We start from the raw sequence: 19,612 nt of genomic DNA, 5'->3' as shown, positions 1-19,612 counted from the left end.
TCCTAAAAATATAAAAGTTCCGGTGAGTAAGCAATTTAAATCACGGAGTAGTACAAATCAGGGATTCAAATCGCAAACAAGGATAATACAAGAAGAGAAATTTATGACGGCAAACTTCAACTTGTAATTTCTTTAAAACTGAAAATTAAAAATACCGATTTCCCTACTGCATACCAAAATAATATTTTGAATCTAAAACTAGCCAAAACCTATTCACAAAATGGTAATTTTGTCAAAGTTAGTTTTTAGAAGAAATTGCATATTAGGAAGCAGAACTTCTAAGGACAAAGCTTAAACACAAAACTTAAATAATCGGAATTAAGTCGCTGGGATGGTAATTATGTTGTTTGGTATATCTAATTTTGCAAATTAAATTTTGGTTTTTTGTTTGTATATTATAATGTTAATACCATAACTGAAATAACATAATTTATCGTCAATAACTTATTAGTACTAAAATCTGTCAGTACTAGAATTTGGACTCTGGGGCATCCCTCTATTTCTGGAACATAATTATGAGGCTTATAGTCTTTTAAATTATTTAAGAAAATGAAGATAAGAAAATAAAAATGCCCCAAATATTTCGTAGAAAATTACTAAAACATGGTGGGATGGCTCTTACTAGTTTTTCCATCTATCACATCATTAACTTACTTCGTGACCCTTCTGTTACTGCGACAGAAAATCTAATTAATAATTTTGAAAGGCAAATTCCTAAGTTAATGCAAACAGCACTAATACCTGGTCTTTCCTTAGCAATTATTCGGGACGGTAAACTGTTTTGGAGTCAAGGGTTTGGGGTTAAAAATCTCTCTACTAAACAACCAGTTGATAACCAAACTGTATTTGCTGCAGCTTCTTTAACCAAACCTTTATTCGCCTATGCAGTTTTAAAAATGGTTGAAAGGGGACAGTTAGATTTAGATACACCTTTAACAAAATACACAGAAAAACCTTACATTTCCGATCCCAGAATAGAGCGTGTTACAGTTCGTAGAGTTTTGTCCCACACTACAGGCTTTCCTAATTGGAGTGGAAGTAAACCTGTCTGGTTCAAAACCCAACCAGGAAAAAAATTTGGTTATTCTGGAGAAGGCTTTCTCTATTTGCAAAAAGTAGTAGAAAAAATTACTAAACAACCATTAGAAAAATATTTGCAACAAGAAATACTAACTCCTTTAGGAATGAATAGCAGTAGCTTGGTTTGGAAATCAGCTTATGCAAAAACAGCTTCCCATGGACACAACCGTAAAGGGATACCTAAAGCTATGAGTAAACCTGAAGCTGCAGTTTCTGCCGGAAGTTTACGTACCACAGCTACTGACTATGCCCAATTCCTGATTGCTATGATGAATCCTGGAACTGTTGATAGTCCCAACCTAACGGAAGCAAGTTTAGACCAAATGTTAACTCCCCAGATTAAAATTAGTCACTCTATTGATTGGGGATTGGGTTGGGGTTTAGAAACAACTAGTAGCGGGAGATTTTTTTGGCACTGGGGTGATTTGGGTACGTTCAAAAGTTTTACTTTAAGTAGCCGAGAGTCAAATACCGGAATTGTAATATTAACCAATAGTCAAAATGGTCTGAGAATATCTGAAAAAATCGTCAGTAAAGTATTAGCAGGAAAACATCCACTTTTTAAGTTTTGGATGATAGATTATTAAACAAAGCTCTTCGTGAGTAATATTAGCACCTAGCGTATCAACAAGTAGCGCAACTATAGCGAGCACACTGTAACGAGCAATGATTTAGAAATTTCGGATAAACATGCTGCAGTATTAGAAGCGTTAGCCTTGTAAAACCATCTAAGTTTTGCTCTAATTATTTTCTACTAACGCAAAAATAGCCCAAAAATCACATTTTTTGGGCTAAAAATCTAAAAATGAGTATTCAGATTGTATTTTGTATTACTTACCTTCAACTAAATCCTGAGACTTTTTACCAGTGTCTTTTGTCTCTGCCAACATCAAATTAGACTGATTAACACCAAATTTATAACCAATTCCAAAATCTAAGGTTTTAATGTTTCTATTACCTTTATAAGCCTTGCGTAAATCCGATTGATAGCGATTACGAAATAAGCCAATGGGGCGCGTGTAAGCACCATAGAAAGTTAAATCCCATTGTGATTTATCAAATGATTTGAGAGGCATTCCAGAATCATCCTGAAGGATATGACTACTATTAGCCAAAATAGTATTTTTAATATTTGAAAAACTGCTGTTGTACATTAAGTAAGAAGCTGCTTTAAGATAAGTAACTGGATTCTCTAAGTTATTAACAAATTTTGTTAATTCTGGACGTTTGGTCAGTCCACTATTAGATAAATCTGTAGAAAAATAGTACAGGTTTCGTGGTTCCGATTCTTCTTTATCTTTATCAGGAACAAAGGATATTTTTACCCCTGGAACCATTCCTTTTTGGAATTTTTGAATGTTAGCATCTTTGTCTAAACCTACATACTGTAAGTCAAGAATTCGGTTGCCGGTACGAGCCATAAAGATATACAAAATTGGTAGGACTCCTTGCTTTTGCAAGTCCACCTTCATGTCATTAGTCCGAAAAAAACTAAATTGTAAAATTTCAGATAAAGAACTTCTAGATTCTCTTAATTTATAATTAATTTGGTTATTGTTGAATTTAGTAAAATCAGGTATAGTCCCAACTGGTTCTAATCCTACTAAAACATACTCTTTTGCCTTTGGAAATAAAGAGTAGGCATATAAAAAATCAGGTCCACTAAAAGGATAAAAAACAGACGGAGAAGCAGCATTAATTTGTTTTAATTCTTCTGCACCCCATTTTCTAACTTTAGTCAATTGTTGCTGCTCTAACTTTGACCAAGCATTTTTAAAGAAATTTTGATGGTTGCGCCAACCATTAGTTTTTTGGACTCCAGCGAAAGGACTATTAGCGTCTAAATTCATACCTGCAAATAACTTGGCAGTATCAGTTAGTTTCTTTGAATTTGCCTTGTCAAACTTGGCTAAAGGGTCTGTTTTTATTTGAGAAGTAGGCTCAACTTTAGCGGTTGTGGATTGTTCGGAATTAATATTCTCTGTATTTGTAGTTGTACTATTGACACTATTACAAGCCTGGAGAAAAAATAGTAGCCCCGCACCTGCACTTAAAATTGATAAAGTTTTTTGATTGTTCATAGTTCTGATTTTGATGAGATGGTAGGAATTCTTTATATTTAGTATTCTGGGATACTTAATCTTATTTTCCTTGTTTTACAAAAAGAAATTAACAGTACGTAATTGAATTCAATTTAATAGCCTATAAATAAACATAAATTTCACTTTATGTCTAAAGAAAGCAGGTCTATAAACTGTTAATTGACAGCTGACATATGCTAGCTATTAAGTTTAAATTTGTTCTTTGCTCCTAAATAATAAATAATTAACCCAATAGCTAAGGTTCCAATACCAGCGAAAGACTCCATCGGCTTACTCAGTAGTAAAAATATCAGCGTCCATAAACTAATGAGCAAAAATACTATTGGTGTTATCGGATAACCCCAAGTTTGATAAGGGCGAGGTAATTGAGGATCTCGCAGTCGATGGATAAAAACCCCTAAAACTGTCATAAAGGAAGACAAAGTTAAGGTAAAACCTAAATAAGTAATAATTGCCTCAAAACTAGAGGTAATGAGCAGAATTGTAACAATAAAAAGTTGTAACAAAAGTGCATACAAGGGAATACCATTTGTATTTTTTTTCGCAAGTATGTTGAATATAGGAATATCCTCACCAATTACCTGAGTAACTCGAGGTCCAGCTAAAACCATCGAACTAATTGAAGAAATCAGTCCAAAGGAGATTAATAAACCCATGATTTTTGCACCCTGGGAACCAAAAATGTGATTAGCAGCAATATAACCAACTTCTAATTCTCCTGCTAATTTTTCAATAGGTGTGCTGTGCAGAAAAATGAAGTTTAGTAGCAAATATAAAGCTGTAACAATTAGAGTTCCAATAATTAAAGAACGCGGGATATTTTTCTCTGGCTCTTCTACTTCGCTGGCTAAATAAATAGCTGCATTCCAACCAGAATAAGAATAAGTTACATAGACAAGAGAAATTGCAAAAGGAGAACTGAAAATTAAGGATAAATCTGTTGTTGATGGCAGGAATTTTAGATGTTGTGGCTCTGCAAAAATTAAACCACAAGCAATCAAAATAATAATCAAAATTACTTTAACAACAGTAAATATTTGTTGAAAATAACTACCTAACACCATATTTTTAGCATGTATTAGGGAAACGCCAAATACAACAAATAAAGCGATCGCCAGAGGTGGTAACAGGGGTATAACACTGGAGAAGTAGGCTCCCAAAGCCATTGCAGATGCTGCAATTGGTGCAGTGAATCCTACTGTCACTGATACCCATCCAGATAAAAAACCCACCACAGGATGATAAATATGAGAAAGATAACAATACTCACCACCAGAACGAGGCATTGCTGCTCCTAATTCGCCATAAACTAAAGCACCACACACAGCGAATACTCCACCCATGACCCATAAGAACAACAAAGTAAAGCCGGACTGAATATCTCTTACCTGAAAGCCTAAACTGGTAAAAACACCGGTACCAATCATATTTGCAACTACTATACAGGTGGCAGTGAGTAGACTCACTGTCTTCCGTTCAGAGGTATGTGAAGACATAAAAAACTAAATCTGCAAAAATACTTGCAGGCAAAATATATATATAACAAAATTCTGTTTTATCGTAACTCTTAACAAAGTTGCGTCCCTAGAATCACTCACATTTCATGTTGTTGCAAATTTTAGATCTTAGCTACAACCGTTAACCTACCGAATATATCCTCATCTTCACAAATTCTTTAAATTAATCGAGTTAAAAATTGGGAAATTGCAAACTGACAATGAAGGGCTAGCAGGACAAATAGAACAATGGACATATACAAATTGCCGATTCTTGGTTCTTCCTTCTCAATCCCAATACCTTTTTTAATTACTTGGGATTATTTTTCTTCCCTTAGGAATTCTTTTTTTTCAACTTTTATTCGGAATAGATGACGCTTTATCTTTCCAAAGATTAAACTGTTAACATTGATAAAAGAGTATTTTTTATTACAGACAACGCATAATATCTTTTGGCTTCATTGACAGTGTTAAATACTCCGAAAACAAATCCCATATCAAAAATTTATTATGTCAGTGCATCAATATCAATTACGCGATAATACTGATAAAGTTATAATTCATAGAAATCAAAACAACAGGATGTCACTTCATGACACTACTCCTGTGGGAACCCTTGCAAAAAAGCAAGGAACTATTTCTAGTTTTCTTGCTCCCTTGACTCAAGACACCTTTAAGCAAGTAGTCAATGAGGTTGAGCAGAAATTAATGGTTGTCAATCAAACCCTATCCATGTTGGATTCTCAGGGATTTGAGGCAATTTTGCAAGAAATGCTGCATTCGATCACCCTCAAGACTGGAGAATTATTGGGAGCAGATCGGACAACTATTTTTTTACTGGATGAAGAAAAACAAGAATTGTGGTCAATAGTAGCGGAAGGAGATGGTAACAGTTCCTTAGAAATTCGTATTCCTGCCAACAAAGGTATTGCAGGTGAAGTTGCTACTTTTAAGAAGGTTATTAATATTCCCTACGATTTCTATGACGATCCGCGTTCGGTATTTGCCAAAAAACAAGAAAAGAAAACTGGGTATCGGACATACACCATGTTAGCTTTGCCCTTGTTAAACGAGCGGGGGAAACTAGTTGCAGTTGTCCAGCTTTTGAATAAGTTATTACCAAATCACCACAGAAGTGCGGCTTTATCAAAAAGAATCGATCTTCAAGGTTTTACTAGTTCTGACGAGCAATTGTTCCAAGAGTTTGCTCCTTCTATTGGATTAATACTGGAATCTTCTCGTTCGTTTTATATTGCAACCCAGAAGCAAAGAGCTGCAGCCGCACTTATGAAAGCGGTGAAGTCCTTATCTCAAAGTAATTTAGACTTAGAAGATACTCTCAAACGAGTGATGGACGAGGCAAAAGAATTAATGAATGCTGACCGTTCCACCTTGTGGTTAATAGATCGCGATTGCCAAGAATTATGGACAAAAATTACCCAAGATGACGGTTCCACCAAAGAGTTGCGTATACCTGTAGGTATTGGTTTTGCTGGACAAGTTGCAGTATCTGGCGAAATACTGAATATTCCCTTTGATTTGTATGAGCATCCAGGTTCTGATACAGCTAGAAAAATGGATCCACAAAATGGTTATCGGACTTGCAGCTTATTATGTATGCCAGTATTTAATGCTGATCGTGAATTAATTGGTGTTACCCAGCTAGTTAATAAAAAGAAATCTGGTGATTTTCCACCATATAATCCTAAAAATTGGCCGGAACCGCCTGAATGTTTCCAAGCAAGCTTTGACCGCGATGACGAACAATTTATGGAAGCTTTTAACATTCAAGCTGGGGTTGCTTTACAAAATGCTCAGTTATTCGCCACAGTCAAACAGCAAGAGCAAATGCAAAGGGATATTCTTCGCAGTTTATCCAATGGGGTAATTTCCACCAATCAATGCGGTGAAATAGTTGCGGCAAATGAAAGTGCAAAACAATTATTGGGATTGGGAGCAGAAGAAATTATCGAAGGGAAATTAATTACGGATATCATCAACATCAAGGAAGGTGATTTCAGTAAATGGTGCACAGATGCTTTAAATTCTGCCCAAGCTAAATATTCTCAGCAATATTATCCAGATCGTACTTTACTTTCCAATGCTGAGGAAGAACACAGCATTAATTTATCTATTAATACAATTGCTGATGTAAATGATCGACGAGAAGTTCGGGGCGCATTAGTAGTAATAGATGACATTAGCGATGAAAAACGCCTAAAGAGTACAATGTACCGTTACATGACTCAAGAATTAGCAGAGGAGTTACTAAAACTTGATGATGCTAAACTCGGGGGCGATCGCAAAGAAGTTTCAATTTTGTTTTCCGATATTCGTGGTTACACCACTTTAACCGAAAATCTGGAAGCGGAAGAGGTTGTGAGTATGCTCAACGAATATTTTGAATCAATGGTTGAAGCCGTATTTAAATATAAAGGCACCCTGGACAAATACATTGGTGATGCCATTATGGCTGTTTATGGTTCCCCCTTACCTCTAGAAGAACATGCTTGGATGGCGGTGCAAACATCTTTAGAAATGCGGAATCGTCTGTATGAATTTAATCAACGTCGTCGCGCTGCTAATAAACCAATTATTAATATCGGTATTGGCATTAATTCTGATACAGTTATTAGTGGCAATATTGGCTCCAGTAAGCGAATGGAATTTACTGCTATTGGTGATGGAGTTAATCTTGGTTCCAGACTAGAAAGTGTAAGTAAACAGTACGGCTGCGATATTATCCTTAGCGATAACACTTATAAACCTTGTCAGGAACAAATATGGGCTAGGGAACTAGATTATATTCGCGTTAAAGGTAGAAATGAGCCAGTAGCAATCTATGAATTAATTGGTTTGCGTAATCAACCTATAGATTCTAAAAAAATAGAAAAAATTGAATGTTATCATCAGGGGCGCAAATATTACGTAAATCGCCAGTTCAATCTTGCCAAAAAAGAATTTGAAAATGTTTTAGAAATAGATAGAAATGATAAAGCCGCAATAATGCACAGGGATCGTTGTAATTATTGGTTGAACTCTGCACCAACAGATATTGACAATAAATGGGACGATGGTGTGTGGACTTTTAAAGATAAGTAGTCAATGGATAACTGGTAATTGGTAATTGGTCATTGGTCATTGGTAATTAGTTCTTGGCAACTGATTTGTATTACCCGTTCGTTATCACTTATTAACTGATAGAGGATACGATCGCAAACCAAAACCGTCACCGTAGAAGTGAAATCTACCAAATCCTAAAAACTGACCGTGGGGATTGTCTCCAGGAGGAAATGCCGTGACTCCAAACAAATAGATACCTTCCGTCCCGGGATTTCTGGTGGGCTTAAGGGCTATGGTGACAGTTTCTCCAGGAGATACTGGTGGGTTAAATTTCAAAGATACAGTTTTTAATTTGCGATCGCTAGTGACGTCTAAGGATAATTTTTTCCCTCTATTTGAAAGATTACCAATAAAAGCAAAACTATCATCAAGATCGAAATTAACCCGATCCAAACCCTCATGCTGATTAATGTTTACTTTTTGTAGGGGCTCACCTGCATTAGGAGGTAATTTAATTGTGAAATAGTAGGTTGCGCCCCACACATTCACATTTTTAAAAGTAGTCACAGCCCTCAATAAACGTGGTGGCTGTTTAAAGTATACTTTCCCATCCCTCAACTGTACGGCAGGTGTAACTTTGGTTCCTAATATCTCCACAGCACCAAGAAAAGTCAGTGCCATACTTAATATCAAAGCAAAACGCATTGTTTTCACAATTTTATTACAACTCAAAACTTTGAAGTTTCGCCTTACAAAGTTTCATTCCTAAGCTTATTAATGTTATATCTGAAACCAATAAATAAGTATTATTACTCTGAATCTTCGATTCGAGCGTGCCAATTGTTCATATTACCTTTACATTACTATTTTTTTTATATAGTGCTAATTAAATTATATTTATTTAATATTTAGTAAATAAATATAATTATTTAGGTTTTATTTATCGTGGGAATCATGTAGAAACATGAACTGTTTATGTTTATTTGTTTTGGGATTTGTAAAAGATGATTGAGAATGGTGGTCAAAAGAAATTGTTAAGTTAGATACTGAAAGTAGATTAGCGAAATTATTCATATGAACATCATTTCTAGGGTTGGATACAAGCATCCAGCCTGGCAAACACTCATAATCTTCACCTTGGGATTTTGGCTAAGTGCCAGCATATTTTTAGACTGGGTAATTATGCCAAGTCTTTACGTATCGGGCATGATGAGTCAGAGTAATTTTGCCTCAGCAGGCTATCTAATGTTTTGGAATTTCAATCGGATTGAGTTACTTTGTGCTGCGCTAGTGGTAACAGGATTTTTTGTTATCCAAAAAGTTCAAGTAGGTGCTGAGTCTGACTACAACTCAAACACTTGGCTTAGTCGTAGTGCAATAGTGTTGGCAATTATTCTGATGAGTGTATCTTTAATAGATACTTACCTTCTAACACCACAGATGTCTGCAATTGGGATGCAACTCAATTTATTTGAGACTTCAAGTGCAATTCCCAGTGGAATGGGTGTAATGCATAGTATTTACTGGCTCTTAGACGGAGTAAAACTATTAGTAGGTGGTTTACTAATTAGTATTTGCTTGCGAAGATAAAGCAAAATTAATTCATTTAGTTAATTTTTATTCGATTAATTCAGGCAAACTTTTGTAAGTTATTCTCCCTGAATTAATTGTCTTTTTAAGAAACTATTTGATTATTATTTGCTAGGAATTATTTCTGCAGGTTGGATATCATCAGAAGATTCTTCATCCTCACCCTCTCCAAACAACAAACGTAAAGCTAAAATTGCAAATCCAATAGCTGCGACTATTTTTAGTAATCGTGTCGGTAAAAATTCCGCCACTGCTCCTCCTGCGATCGCACCCAAAAGGCTAGTAAGCAATAAAGCGCCAGCTGTTCCAAAAAAAACAGCGCGTGGAGATTTTGAACGACCGGAAAGTGCGATCGCTGCTAACTGACTTTTATCACCAAGTTCGGATAAAAAAACTGTAATAAAGCTTAAACTTAAAAGATGCCAATTCATACGCTTCTGAATTATTCAACGCTTACACAAAAAATTAGTTTCTAGATCTTTATTTACTTGCTGACAACGCTCACTAGCCAAAAATTACGTCCCCAAACAACATAAGTGAGACCAGCAGTAGCGTTACCCCTGCAGCCTTCTCCACAGTTTTGGGGGATAATTTGCTCGACACCCAACTACCCAACGCTACACCCAAGAGACTAGTTGAAATTAATGCAACCCCAGCGCCAAGGAAAACAACCCAAGGCTGATGAGACTGCGCACTCATCATAAGTGTGGAAATTTGCGTTTTATCACCTATTTCTGCTAAAAATATAGTGACAAAGGTAGTTCCGAAAATCGCTAATGGTTGGTGTGCTGAGGATTCTGAATCTTTTGATAACTCTTCTTTATTGTCAGAGTCGTTAGTCAAATAGTTTTCGACAACTTTAACAGAACTAGACTTATCACCCTTTTGTTGCTGAATCCCTTTCTCATCAACATTGGAAGAACTATTGTTAAAGTTGAAAGGTGCTGAGTCAATTTTCACGATTTATAATCTTGCGATACATTTATTCATATTTCTATCATTTTCTCAGATTTTTGTTAAAAATTGCAACTCACCCGACATACATATAGCATTAGTTCTTTTTGCTTTCAGAGGCAGGACAGTTAAATTAAGATTTCTTCCTCTTTTAACTCCTGAATTATAGTAAAAATACTTAATTAAATTAAAAATCAAATCATTTCCTGTATCTTATTTCTCAATTAATGATTTTGGAACCCTATAGTTAATTGTAACCATTTGATAATTAAGTGTACCTTTAGATACTATTGACTTGATTGATTTTGATTGTATGTGAATTATAAGTAATAGAAAAATAATTCGAAAATCTAAAACACAATAAAAAATCAGCTTTAATTTATGGTTTTAAGTTTATTGAAATATTCATATTCTATATTTGGGTTAACATGTAATTGATTTACTTTTTTGGGTTAGTAAGTATTAACAACAGTATATAAAGCAAAATATAAATATCTAAATTATAAGTCACACTTGTGTGTGATTTTGTCATATTTTTGTATCTGGATTGTCACTTTTATAGTTTAATATTTCTGAATATTAAATCTAAATATATAAATAATATCTGTAACTCTAAATTATCTTTTAAGAAGCTAAATAAAATTTAGATATTATCAGTAGTGATACAAGTAATATCTTTGTTTGCCTAGATACCAGTAGTAATTATTATAGTTTGTATAGATTAAAATTTAGTTCTGGATAACACAGATTACAGTAATTTTATTTAGATTCTCAAATATTCAGAGTAGGGGTTTTTGTTATTCTTAGACTCATTTATTCATGTCATGTTGTGTCTAATTAAATGCAAGAAGTAATCAAAAATTTTCCGAAGTCCGGTGACAATCGAATTGATTCTCTGACACGTACTTATAAATGGTCAGATAATAAAATTACCTACAGTTTCTACGACGGTGGTCCTTACTATAGAGATGATAATACAATCAAGGAACTACCTGATGACATAAAAAATTCTATTCGAGATATTCTTGAAAATCAAATAGAGCCTTTTATTAATGTTGACTTTGTTGAAGTGTCAGACAAAGGAAATAATTATGGGCAAATTCGCTACCTTTCTTCCACAAAAGTTGGGTCTGCTTCCACAGGAACCATATCCAACAGTAGTGATACTGCTGGTGACATACGTATCAATCCTAAGATTTTTAGCGACATTCGAAACGGAGCAGGTGCTTACCGTTATGAGACTTTGATACATGAAAGTATGCATGGATTGGGTTTAAAGCACCCAGGTAATTACAATGGCTCAAGCAATGGTAGTTATGATGGTCCATTTCTACCCAATTCTCAAGACAACAGCAGTAATACTCTGATGTCATACAACCGCCTCAAAGATAAGAGTCCCTTCACAGGGGGGATAACTCCCATGCCTTATGATATTCTGGCATTGCAATATCTCTATGGGGCAAAGGAATATAATCAACAGGATACAACTTATAAGTTTGATACGGTTTACGGCTATAACGTTGGTAATGATTTCTTCGGTAATAAAAATAAGCCAATAAAACAAACTATTTGGGACAGTGGTGGTACCGATACCTTCGACTTTTCAAATCTTGATTTTGATAAGTCGGGATACCACTTAGATCTAAATGAAGGTGGTTTTATTACTACAAAAAATGCTTACAACGGAGAATCCTATAAGGCTCGTGGCGATGGAAATACCTACAAGGTCACTCCCTTTGGAACAGCAATTGCTTACAATTTCAAAGCAGAGAATCTGATCAACTCCAGCAGTAATGATGAAATATTTCTGAACAAAGCTGCTAACACCATTAGTGGTTATCAAGCTGGTCAGAGTACTGGTAAAGACGTTATTTCCGGCGCTGACAGCAAAGATATTCTAGATCTATCGGGTTATAAATTTTCAGATGTAAACCAAAATAAAAGTAATCAAGACCTTGTCCTCAATTTAGATAATAATGGTTCCATTAGAGTAAAAGATTACTACTCTGTGGGAGAAAACGATCGACTTCAAATTAAGTTCGGCGATATTGTTACTAATCCAACAGACCCAACAGACCCAACAAATCCAACAGACCCAACAGATCCAACAGACCCAACAGACCCAACAGACCCAACAAATCCAACAGACCCACCAATTACAACTATTTCTCAGGTTACCTTTGCACAAGGTGTTAACGGTTTTAATGGTACACAAGACACCTATTTGTACAAAAATAAATCAGGTACTAATTACGGTAACACCAAAACTCTAAAAGTTGATGGTAGCAACAACGGTGCTGCAAAACAGCAAGCTTTACTGCGTTTTGATAATATTTTCGGTGATATTAATGGTCAAATCCCCTCAAATGCTGAAATAAAATCTGCTTCGCTGGAGTTAGATGTGACTAACAAAGGCGACAGTCTTGAATTACACCGGATGTTGCAAAATTGGTCAGAATCAGATACTTGGAAAAGCTTGGGTTCTGGTATCCAAACTAACGATGTAGAAGCAGCAAGTAGTGCGGATGTAGTGACAGGTCCAGTTAAGACTGGTCTACAATCTTTTGATGTTACAAAAAGTCTTCAAGCTTGGCAATCCAATCCAAACAGTAATTTCGGTTGGGTAATTACACCAACAGATACAGATGGGGTTTACTTTACATCTTCAGAGGGGAACAAAGCACCACGCTTGAAGATCGAGTTTGAAACTACAAGCGATCCAGTTACTCCCAATAATCCCACCACTCCAAACCCAACAAACTCTACTCAAGGAATTGTTGGTACAGATAATGCAGATACACTTTTTGGAACTGCTGAAGATGATCTCATTAAAGGGTTAAAAGGTAACGACACTATCATAGGTAAAAAAGGTCATGATGAGATTAATGGTGGTGATGGGAACGACATCATAGAAGGTGATAATGGTGATGACATCCTTACAGGTGGTGGTGGATCCGACACCTTTGTTTACAAGGATGTTGTAAATAGTGGAATTGATACAATTACAGACTTTGATGTCAATAGCGATCGCATCGATTTAAATAACCTATTCAAAGGTTCCATTGGTGATGATGATGCAGACGATTTTGAATTTGAGGACTACGTGAAATTTGTTGGTACTGGTTCGGGTACAAAAGTACAAGTGAGTCCATTTAGTGGTGACGATGATGACGATGGGGGTGGACAGTTTACAACTCTTGCAATTCTCAAGAATATTAATCCGAACCAATTGAGTGAAGATCAATTCGTTTTTTAAGTTTTTACTGACATAAGTACGGCAGACATTGAACTATCTGTCTGCGTACATTCCATTGTAGAGATGTTGTATTGCCGTGCAACATCTCTATATAAGTTTTTAGCTGCTACCGTTATGCGGATGTTTTCCATGTCTTAAGTTTGTAACTATTTTGTCTCTATATTGTCACTTTTATACCGTATAGTCCAACCTATCTAATTAAATAAGACTGTGATAGAAACCTAACTTATATATTTATGAAAAATGCCAAAATATGTCATTTAATAATACTTTTTTGATGCCTATACTATTTTTGAGTATATGTTTATATGAAAGACATTTGCATTCAACTTATGGTTATGCGCAGAAAAATGTCTAAAATAATACTACTTAATCTTTGTGAAAAGTATTCACAGATACTTTTGTGGTGCAAGTATATAGCGATTAGGAAAATTTAAAGAACCGTATTTTAAGTAACTAAAAGTTTAGTTTAAATACTGTAATTTTAGATTTATGATAATTTTAATTAACTAAATTTAAATCTGGAATTGATTGTATTTAAGCATTCTTTTACTTTGTTTTCTATCTATCACTATAAATTTTAAATTTTAATTTAAATCACTGAATTATTTGAAATCAAATACTATTTATTAAGTTAGAGTTTACTGAGTATAATTTTATTTAAAAAATTGCCAATTATTCATATATTTTTTGCAAATAATTAGGGGAAATAGTCAATGAGAACTCGGTAACTCTTGGTTAATTTCTAGATATTTTTAGTGTGTATATTTTGGCGTGTAATTTATTATTTTTATTCTTTATGACTCGGCTTACACACTATCGTATTTTGTGCTGTCCTGTGTTTGCTAGATAACTTAAAACATCAATTAAAGAACTAAAATCATGGAATCTGAAATTCGACAAACTAACGAAGAATTATTGAATACTGCAAATGTAGAAGATTCTGCTGAAAGCAAACCGCTATCTTTCGAAAAGATAGATGGAGCTACAGGTCCAAATCAGACTACAGGTGTTTTTCGTGCTGAGCTTTCAGATATTGGTTTTGATATTAACTCGATTCAGATAGCTGATAGTAATAGCGGACAGGGAGGTGCTACAGGAAAATTTAGTGGCTTCGACCTTGATGGTATTAAAATTAGCAACGTCAAAATTGATGACGCACAAGAGATTAACAATATTCCTGCTTTGGACGTGTTTGACTTTAGTCCAGAGAAAACTATTTTTACTCCGGGAACACAACGACCGGGAGATTTTCAAGACGAAAATCTCCAAGGAAGTCTCAATGGTAAACTTAATAATACCTTTGCAACTTTAGAAAGTTTTGATTCTGATGGAAGCACATCAAGCTCTCATATCAGTTTGGGTGATGGTGGAAAGATAGGTTTTGACCTCAAAAAAGCTATTGAACAAGGCGAAACACTCTATCTCTACATTGGAGAAGCAGCAAATAATGGCGAAACTCCAGAAGGTCAAATTACAGTCTCTAACCAAAGTCTCACAGGTGGAAACAGTGGTGGAGAGACTGGTGGTGAGAATAGCGGTGGTGAAAATAATGGTGGACAGACTGGTGGTGAGAATAATGGTGGTGAAAATAATGGTGGGAATAATGGTGAACTAACCCCCAATAACCAAGGTTCAGAGAAGGTTGAGGTTGAGTTAACATCCAATAATTCCGTCTTTATCCCTGGTGACGGTTCTAGAACGAGACTTAAATTTAATCTCACTGAAAGTAATACTAAATCCGTTAATGAATTGGGAGTTTTTATTACTGATAATGAAAATGGTGATATTAACGGTATCTCTCCAGGAGAAGATGGTTATACCCAAGCAGCACTCCAACGCGGACAAGTAGTCTTTTCAGCCCTAGCGGATAATGGTTTATCTAATCTGAGAGATCCCAGGGAAATTAGTTTAGATGGTGGTAAGAATTTAGGATTTTATTTCATCAAAGATGGTACCACCGATCAGGCATTAAAAGATTTGAGTGCTGGTAAAGCAGCACCTAACGTTTTTTTTGACGCTAATGTTGCTAACCCTGATCGATTAGATCGTTTACAAATTTCTGAACGAGAAGATGGTCAATTACGTCTAGCTTGGAAAGAAAATCCTGAAAGTGACAATGGTAATTTCGATGATATGGTAGTTGACTTTGAGGTCAGCGATGAATCACCAGCTTTAGGTAGCAATTTACAAGGTGGTTTCCAAAAAGAAATAATTGATTTGACAGGTCAAGAAGGTAAGGAAATAGAAGCCTCATTTGAAGTAGAAAGTCAAGCCGCTTTCAATAATATTGGCGGTTTGTACCGAATTACAGATGAAAATGGAACGGTAGTGGATCCCCTAAGTGGAGAAACATTTTCTCCTGGTGATTCTGGTTATACTCAAGCAGCACTTCGCAACAGTGTAGTAGAATTTGACCGAAATGGAACTGAAGAAGCAGTAACCCTAGAAGGTGGAGCATTATATGCGCCATACTTACTAGCCAATGGTAGTGAAGATAACGCTTACTTTGTCCAGTTAGAAGCAAATTTAGATGGTTTAGATCACGTTCGCTTATTTGGAGATAATACCTTTGGCTTTGAAGATTTAGCTGGTATTGGTGATGGCGATTTTAATGATATGGTCTTTTCTGTTGATTTAACAGTTAAATAACTTCATTATTCTTGTTGCAAACAGACGCGACAAAAATTTCACAATATAAATTTGCTATGGAGACGCGATGCATCGCGTCTCTAGATGATGGTGTTTATATCCTAATTTCTATTCTTCGTGTGCGATCCGTACTTGTCCATTCTCCTCAAATATCGCTTGATTGAAGCGTATCATTTCCAGACTCCGTAAGCCGTATACACCTTCTATTTGCTGATTACAGCACTCTATGGCAAAATCATTTAGGTCCTGCGCTTCAATACCATACATTTCAACAAACACTTCCGCTTCTACGCGGCAAAAACGCGGACGATCTGGATAAATTTTACATTCTCTAAGTTCGCGATCGTAGTTAATGCACCATCCTCCCTCACCTACCATACTTAGATAAAGCTCTAACTCCTCAGGAGACAAGTACTCTTCCAATTCTGGACGGTCTGTGGGGTCGAGATGACAGCAAGCTCCACATTGCTTAACACATTGCCAAGTTGCCATATTCCAACCTAATACTAAATATCCTGATTTTAGTGTTTTATTGTTTTTCTTTTCATTTTGTTAAGTTAATTAAACTAAGGAGGCGGTAGCCGGATATGATCGAATTCAAATACAACACTTGAGATTATTTAATCTTTTTAAGATCGGAGGGAGGAAAATGGAAGCTTTAGCAAACATCAATTGGGAAGTTATTTTTCAGTTGACATTTGTTGCACTGATTATGCTTGCAGGTCCTGCGGTAATTTTTGTACTCGCATTCCGTAATGGTAATATGTAAGACTTAATTGAATTTCAAACTATTGAATTTCAGATTATTGAATTTCAGATTATTGAATTTCAAAAAAAGAACTTCAAAAACATTAGAGACGTAAAATGCTACGTCTCTAATAATTTATTTGCAGATTTACGCAATTACAAGTTTTAAATCATACAAGTTAAAAAATATCACTAGAAGGTTCGTAAGGCTTAACTTAGCTGGCTGCAAAGATATAAGCGCACTACTCTACCTCAATAAGCGATTAGGAAAAGACCAACAATTATCATCCCTCCACCCAGAATAAATGACCAGAAGCGATGGTAACTATTAACAACGGTACCATTTTCACTTTGCAAACTAATTAAATCCATCCAAGGTGCAATACCTCTACGGAACCAACCAACGCTTTCAACTTTCATCCCAATCAAACTTTTAACTCGTTTCATTCCAAATAAGAAATTACCGACCGGACCAAAACGAGAAGAGTAACGTAGGAATAGCATACCACTACGGTCTTGAATTTTTAGGTCAGAACCAAATTGATAACCCGCATCACCACGTCCAATAAGTTCGCCTTCTATCTTCGCAGGACGACCACGTAGAGGACTAGCATAAGGATCGGACATCAAGGTCAAAACATCGGTTTCTACTGCTTTGTTATAGCTGGGATACATCACAAAAGCTTTGATTAAGGTTCCTATCCCCCAACCAATTATTGGGTAAGCTATTAGCGCAGTTAAAGTTTCAGCAATACCCACTCCAAGTATTAGTCCTGCAAACAAACCTATGGTTTGAGAACTGTAAATAACAACATCTAAGAAGAAATTACCGTAAAGCTTTTGTCTGTTTAAATGTTTACCTTCACCAATAACTCTTCCCATATCAAATTCAGTGGGTAAACCTAGCTGTTCGGCGTAGTTACTCAAAGCACGCACTCGCTTACCGGTGAGGGGATGAGTAGAATTTAACTCCATCCACCAACCCCAAGGGTTGAACATATCCCATAGAAAAACTCTACCAATTTTTTCTGGCTCGGAAGCGATACGATATGCGGTTCCAGTACTTCCTGCGGCTTTAGGATCGTATATACCCAGAGCGCGAGTTCCTTCAATTAAGCGACTTGGTTCTGTGGAACGAGATCCCTCCTCAACAATACCGTAAGCAATTTTCACTAAAGCACGGGATAGTCCATTGGGGTTACCTGTGGTTTCTGCAGCGAAGCGATCAGCAAAATATTCTCGCGTCCGGGAAAGATACAAAAGTAAATAAGTACCAACCAAATAAAAGATATAAGCAACTAGAGCCACATTTTGAGCTGCATCTTTAGCTTTGCTACTACCACGACGTCCTACCCTTCTGGCTGTAATGTAAATAAAATAACAAATTTGTACTAGAGTAGAAGCTACCGTCATTACTGCAAAGTCCCAATGGACTATGTGTCCAAGTTCGTGAGCGTAGACAGTTGCTATTTCATCATCATCTAAATAAGTAAAAAGCCCTTGACTGACGACCAAGCGAGCGCTATTGGGTAAGGAACCATAGGTAAAAGCTGTGGGATTCTGGTCATCAATAATTCCCAAACGGGGAGTTTTGAGCTTTTTTTGTTCGCAGACGCGCCGAATAACACTCGCAGTTTCTGGTGAAAGATTTTCTACTTCACTGATATCTACCCAACGAGTTTGGTACAACCAACGCTGACTTAAGTCCATTAAAAATGGTGAGAGGAAAAAAGCAGCAGTATTAAAAATTAGGGTAAAAGCGATCGCTAACCCCAAACCAGATATGGGGTCTTCACTACCTAAAATAAAAATTACGCTCAATCCCAAAGCCAACACCATACCAAAGAGTAAAGTGATTGTAACCCCAGAAGCTAAGCTTAAATTACCGCCAATACCTGCAGCCATTGCTAATTTAACACCCGCACCGGCACGATTTGATTTGTGGGTTGTATTGGCTTTCCTTTGAGAGCTATGCTCGGATGTAGTTCTTGAAGAACTAGTCAGTTGTTGATGCATTTGTTTTGCAAAGCTACTCACCTGAGAGTTTTCACTTCGCATTAATCTTTGACACAGAATCAAAGCTTTTTCATCTTGTCCCGCACCTTGATAGGATCTTGCAAGCCACATCTGTGCCGTTAACAATTCTGAAGAATTGTTATCGTTACAATTGCGACAAAATTGCTCCAGTTTTTGAATCGCTTCTTGATAGCGTCCTTCTTTAGCAGCTTCTAATCCAGATTGCAGTGACATTACTCAATTCCAAACTAATAAAAAATAATTTCATAACGATCTATATTTCACTAATAAATTCAGTCTCTGTCACCGGTATTTCGCAAAATTTTATCTAAATATCAAACCTAATGAGTACTTTAAGTAAAATTGCGCAAGTATATTGACTGAGAGCAAATTTTAATAAACCTTAATTTGAACAGGCAGAGATTCCTAATTCATTCGTCCAATTTTTACAAGGTCAAAAATTTTGCGAAGGCTAATACGCGGCTATCATAAACCTACGGCGAAATATTTATTAATCAGATTGTAATACTTGTGGTTATTTCCCTGACAGGTTTGTGATTACAGATTATTTGTATCCCCTCAAAATTCCGGGGTAAGGAGTTACTCAGGTATCCATGACCAACCAAAAGGATTAGAAGAGGACTTATCCCGAATTA

The 19,612-nt window shown here is 35.9% G+C and carries 13 protein-coding genes; 6 read left to right on the top strand and 7 right to left on the bottom strand.

Annotated features, from left to right (window positions below; all coding sequences use genetic code 11):
- The first annotated feature begins 569 nt into the window (after positions 1 to 569).
- Positions 570 to 1,667, top strand: a complete 1,098-nt coding sequence (locus tag BC008_RS31585) for a serine hydrolase domain-containing protein (RefSeq protein WP_027842425.1) — start codon at positions 570 to 572, stop codon at positions 1,665 to 1,667.
- Between the two features lie 243 nt (positions 1,668 to 1,910).
- Here BC008_RS31585 and BC008_RS31580 read toward each other — a convergent pair whose 3' ends face one another.
- Together BC008_RS31580 and BC008_RS31575 are read right to left on the bottom strand one after the other, a co-directional pair.
- Positions 1,911 to 3,161, bottom strand: coding sequence for a hypothetical protein (locus BC008_RS31580; protein WP_058184197.1), 1,251 nt, complete (start codon positions 3,159 to 3,161; stop codon positions 1,911 to 1,913).
- 197 nt (positions 3,162 to 3,358) lie between these two features.
- On the bottom strand, positions 3,359 to 4,648 hold the full coding sequence (locus BC008_RS31575; protein ID WP_235595964.1) for an APC family permease: 1,290 nt from the start codon (positions 4,646 to 4,648) through the stop codon (positions 3,359 to 3,361).
- 540 nt (positions 4,649 to 5,188) lie between these two features.
- Here BC008_RS31575 and BC008_RS31570 point away from each other — a divergent pair.
- Positions 5,189 to 7,780, top strand: coding sequence for a GAF domain-containing protein (locus tag BC008_RS31570; protein WP_027842427.1), 2,592 nt, complete (start codon positions 5,189 to 5,191; stop codon positions 7,778 to 7,780).
- Positions 7,781 to 7,864: 84 nt separating this feature from the next.
- On the opposite strand, the gene BC008_RS31565 is transcribed toward BC008_RS31570, so the two are convergent.
- Positions 7,865 to 8,446 carry a DUF2808 domain-containing protein gene (locus tag BC008_RS31565; RefSeq protein ID WP_027842428.1) on the bottom strand — a complete coding sequence of 194 codons (582 nt, stop codon included), beginning with the start codon at positions 8,444 to 8,446 and terminating at the stop codon, positions 7,865 to 7,867.
- 369 nt (positions 8,447 to 8,815) lie between these two features.
- Between BC008_RS31565 and BC008_RS31560 the strand changes: the two genes are divergently transcribed.
- Positions 8,816 to 9,331: a hypothetical protein gene (locus tag BC008_RS31560; protein ID WP_027842429.1), complete on the top strand. Its 516-nt coding sequence runs from the start codon at positions 8,816 to 8,818 to the stop codon at positions 9,329 to 9,331.
- Positions 9,332 to 9,435: 104 nt separating this feature from the next.
- Here the strand turns inward: BC008_RS31560 and BC008_RS31555 are convergent, their stop codons facing one another.
- Together BC008_RS31555 and BC008_RS31550 are read right to left on the bottom strand one after the other, a co-directional pair.
- The gene (locus BC008_RS31555; RefSeq protein ID WP_027842430.1) at positions 9,436 to 9,762 is read right to left on the bottom strand and encodes a TMEM165/GDT1 family protein; all 327 of its coding nucleotides are present in this window, start codon (positions 9,760 to 9,762) and stop codon (positions 9,436 to 9,438) included.
- Between the two features lie 73 nt (positions 9,763 to 9,835).
- Complete coding sequence (locus BC008_RS31550; protein WP_027842431.1) at positions 9,836 to 10,291, bottom strand: TMEM165/GDT1 family protein; 456 nt, start codon at positions 10,289 to 10,291, stop codon at positions 9,836 to 9,838.
- 835 nt (positions 10,292 to 11,126) lie between these two features.
- On the opposite strand from BC008_RS31550, the gene BC008_RS31545 reads away from it, so the two are divergent.
- Together BC008_RS31545 and BC008_RS31540 are read left to right on the top strand one after the other, a co-directional pair.
- Positions 11,127 to 13,541: a DNRLRE domain-containing protein gene (locus BC008_RS31545; protein WP_058184196.1), complete on the top strand. Its 2,415-nt coding sequence runs from the start codon at positions 11,127 to 11,129 to the stop codon at positions 13,539 to 13,541.
- Positions 13,542 to 14,423: 882 nt separating this feature from the next.
- Positions 14,424 to 16,193, top strand: coding sequence for a DUF4114 domain-containing protein (locus tag BC008_RS31540; protein WP_027842432.1), 1,770 nt, complete (start codon positions 14,424 to 14,426; stop codon positions 16,191 to 16,193).
- A gap of 108 nt (positions 16,194 to 16,301) precedes the next feature.
- Here the strand turns inward: BC008_RS31540 and BC008_RS31535 are convergent, their stop codons facing one another.
- Positions 16,302 to 16,685, bottom strand: coding sequence for a YkgJ family cysteine cluster protein (locus tag BC008_RS31535; protein WP_027842433.1), 384 nt, complete (start codon positions 16,683 to 16,685; stop codon positions 16,302 to 16,304).
- Positions 16,686 to 16,842: 157 nt separating this feature from the next.
- Between BC008_RS31535 and psb30 the strand changes: the two genes are divergently transcribed.
- A complete protein-coding gene (gene psb30 / locus BC008_RS31530; RefSeq protein ID WP_027842434.1) occupies positions 16,843 to 16,962 on the top strand; it encodes a photosystem II reaction center protein Ycf12/Psb30 in 120 nt (39 codons plus the stop codon).
- A gap of 230 nt (positions 16,963 to 17,192) precedes the next feature.
- On the opposite strand, the gene BC008_RS31525 is transcribed toward psb30, so the two are convergent.
- Positions 17,193 to 19,190, bottom strand: a complete 1,998-nt coding sequence (locus BC008_RS31525; protein WP_027842435.1) for a M48 family metalloprotease — start codon at positions 19,188 to 19,190, stop codon at positions 17,193 to 17,195.
- Positions 19,191 to 19,612: the final 422 nt, after the last annotated feature.

The organism is Mastigocoleus testarum BC008, from assembly GCF_001456025.1.
Lineage (GTDB): Bacteria > Cyanobacteriota > Cyanobacteriia > Cyanobacteriales > Nostocaceae > Mastigocoleus > Mastigocoleus testarum.
This window is presented reverse-complemented; position numbering and strand designations above follow the sequence as displayed.

Bases quoted from the DNA above. Each gene is read 5' to 3' on its own strand.
- BC008_RS31585 (WP_027842425.1), top strand. From the start codon at position 570: ATGCCCCAAATATTTCGTAGAAAATTACTAAAACATGGTGGGATGGCT.
- BC008_RS31580 (WP_058184197.1), bottom strand. From the start codon at position 3,161: ATGAACAATCAAAAAACTTTATCAATTTTAAGTGCAGGTGCGGGGCTA.
- BC008_RS31570 (WP_027842427.1), top strand. From the start codon at position 5,189: ATGTCAGTGCATCAATATCAATTACGCGATAATACTGATAAAGTTATA.
- BC008_RS31565 (WP_027842428.1), bottom strand. From the start codon at position 8,446: ATGCGTTTTGCTTTGATATTAAGTATGGCACTGACTTTTCTTGGTGCT.
- BC008_RS31560 (WP_027842429.1), top strand. From the start codon at position 8,816: ATGAACATCATTTCTAGGGTTGGATACAAGCATCCAGCCTGGCAAACA.
- BC008_RS31555 (WP_027842430.1), bottom strand. From the start codon at position 9,762: ATGAATTGGCATCTTTTAAGTTTAAGCTTTATTACAGTTTTTTTATCC.
- BC008_RS31545 (WP_058184196.1), top strand. From the start codon at position 11,127: ATGCAAGAAGTAATCAAAAATTTTCCGAAGTCCGGTGACAATCGAATT.
- BC008_RS31540 (WP_027842432.1), top strand. From the start codon at position 14,424: ATGGAATCTGAAATTCGACAAACTAACGAAGAATTATTGAATACTGCA.
- BC008_RS31535 (WP_027842433.1), bottom strand. From the start codon at position 16,685: ATGGCAACTTGGCAATGTGTTAAGCAATGTGGAGCTTGCTGTCATCTC.
- psb30 (WP_027842434.1), top strand. From the start codon at position 16,843: ATGGAAGCTTTAGCAAACATCAATTGGGAAGTTATTTTTCAGTTGACA.
- BC008_RS31525 (WP_027842435.1), bottom strand. From the start codon at position 19,190: ATGTCACTGCAATCTGGATTAGAAGCTGCTAAAGAAGGACGCTATCAA.